A 2,411-nucleotide genomic window follows, 5' to 3' on the forward strand; every position below is an offset into this window, starting at 1 on the left:
GCGTCGGTAGCGTACAAGGATGTATTCACAGCGCCTCCTCGCAGGCCTGCCGCCGGATCAGCTCCGCGTAGAACTGCTACCTGCGCAGCCCTGTCCTAGAGCAGAAGCTCCCCCTCGATGGGCACGAAGCGGCTGGCCGCACGGATCAGCGAATCGGCGGTGAGCCGCTCCACGCCGACCACCTCCACCACCACCCCGTGGCGCTCGCGCATCCGCTCGACCAGCAGGTCGAAGTCACCGTCGCCGGAGACCAGCACCACTCGGTCGACCAGCGGCGCGGCCTCCATGGCATCCAGGGCGATGCCCACGTCCCAGTCGCCCTTGGCCGAGCCGTCGCGGCGCTGGATGTAGGGCTTGAGCTTCACGGTGAAGCCGATGCCGCGCAGGATGGCCTGGAACTGGCGCTGGCGGGGGTCGCCGCGCTCCACCGCATAGGCGTTGGCCACCACCACCTCCCGGCCGGCGGCAAAGCGCGCCCAGAAGGCGTTGTAGTCGAAGTGCCGGCCGAAGGCCTGGCGGGTGGTGTAGTAGACGTTCTGGACGTCGACAAAGATGGCTAATTTTTGGTTCATCGCAATTCGGCGTGAAAACGGTGGGAATGTCGCGTAGGCCGGCTAAGCCGAAGGCGCATCCGGCGTGACGATGGTGCCCTCTCCACGCCCGGTGCGCTGGCGCTTACCGGGCCTACGGGGGCGGTTGGCCCGCCGGTGTCGTGCAGTCAACTATCACGCCAGTCTGTGAAGACCCTGATTGTTCCTTGGGGCCAGACCCCAAGGAATGATCAGGCACTACCACTCCTCGCTGGTTTCGCGCAGGGCGGCGATCTCGGCCTTGGCGTGAGAGAGGCACCAACGCAGCTCCTCCCCCAGGGCGGCCCCGCTGCCCACGGCGATCAGCCCGCGAGCAGCGCCCGTGGCGCGCCGGGCCACGCCGTCATTGCCATGCAGCGCCTCGAGCTTGCCGACCAGCCAGGCCAGCCAGCTGTCGGGGCGCGAGACCAGCTCACGCAGGCGATGCAGCTCGGCGATGCCGGCCCCCTCGGGGCCGAGCAGCTCGCGCCAGTCGTGGCGCTCCAGATGGGCGTGCTCGGTGACCTCGCGCAGCAGGGACTGCAGCGCCAGCTCGGCCAGCGCCAGGCTGCCCTCCTCCGCGGCCATGCGCCGCGCCTCGGCATGCTCATCGCTGCCGGTGGGCGTCTCGAGCAGCAGCTCGGCCTGGTAGAGCAATTGATTGGTGCGGGCTCGCGGCATCACTTGCGTTTGTCCTCCACCTGCCACTTGTGGCCGTCGAAGTTGGCCTTCCAGCCGGTGGCCTTGCCGCCCTCGTCGGTCATCACGTACTGCTCCTTGGCCTTGCGCGAGAAGCGGATCTGCGCCGGACGGCCGTCCGGATCCTCGCTGGGGGCGTCGAGCAGGTAGCGGTACTTGTCGGGCAGTTCCTCGGCGTGGGCCTTGAGCTCCTTGACCAGCGGCGGGCGGGTCTCGCGGTTCTTGGGGAACTTGCTGGCCGCGAGGAAGAGTCCACTGGCGCCGTCGCGCAACACATAATGATCGTCGACCTTCTGGCAGGCGAGCTCGGGCATGGGGATGGGGTCCATCTTGGGCGGCGCCACCTCGCCGCTGCGCAGCAGCTTGCGGGTGTTCTTGCACTCGCTGTTGGTGCAGCCGAAGTACTTGCCGAAACGCCCGGTCTTGAGCTGCATCTCGCTGCCGCACTTGTCGCACTCGATCGTCGGCCCCTCATAGCCCTTGATGCGGAACTTGCCATGCTCGATCTCGTAGCCATCGCAATCCGGGCTATTGCCGCAGATGTGCAGCTTGCGGGTCTCGTCGATCAGATAGCTGTCCATGGCGGTGCCGCACTTGGGGCAGCGATGCTTGGCCCGCAGCGCATCGGTCTCGGCCTCCTCGCCGGCATCGGCGGCCACCGCCTCGTCGCCGGGCAGCAGATCGATGGTGGTCTTGCAGCGCTCCTTGGGCGGCAGGTTGTAACCCGAGCAGCCCAGGAAGACCCCGGTGGAGGCGGTGCGGATCTGCATCTTGCGCCCGCAGGTCGGGCAGTCGATGTCGGTGGGCACCGGCTGGTTGGGGCGCATGCCCCCCTCGCTCTCGGCCTCCTCGAGCTCCTCCTTGAACTCGGCGTAGAAGGCATCGAGCAGCTCCCGCCAGTCACGCTCGCCCTCGGCGACCTCGTCGAGGCTGTCCTCCATGCGCGCCGTGAAGGAGTAGTCCATCAGGTCGGGGAAGGACTCCTTGAGCCGTTCGGTGACGATATCGCCGAGCTTCTCGGCATAGAAGCGCCGGCTCTCCAGCTTGACGTAGCCACGATCCTGGATAGTGGAGATGATCGCGGCGTAGGTGGAGGGCCGGCCGATGCCGCGCTTCTCCAGCTCCTTGACCAGGCTCGCCTCG

The 2,411-nt window shown here is 67.5% G+C and carries 3 protein-coding genes; all 3 read right to left on the minus strand.

The genetic code is table 11. The features are described from left to right. Nucleotides 1-95: 95 nt before the first annotated feature. Complete coding sequence (locus RI841_RS15995; RefSeq protein ID WP_310706624.1) at nucleotides 96-572, minus strand: NYN domain-containing protein; 477 nt, start codon at nucleotides 570-572, stop codon at nucleotides 96-98. Between the two features lie 216 nt (nucleotides 573-788). Next, complete coding sequence (locus RI841_RS16000; protein WP_310706625.1) at nucleotides 789-1,253, minus strand: DUF6586 family protein; 465 nt, start codon at nucleotides 1,251-1,253, stop codon at nucleotides 789-791. Further along, nucleotides 1,250-2,411 (minus strand): DNA topoisomerase (locus tag RI841_RS16005; protein ID WP_310706626.1); only part of this gene is annotated, 1,162 nt, incomplete at its 5' end. The genes RI841_RS16000 and RI841_RS16005, both read right to left, overlap by 4 nt.

Origin of the sequence: Halomonas sp. (assembly GCF_031581305.1) — a bacterium.
Lineage (GTDB): Bacteria > Pseudomonadota > Gammaproteobacteria > Pseudomonadales > Halomonadaceae > Halomonas.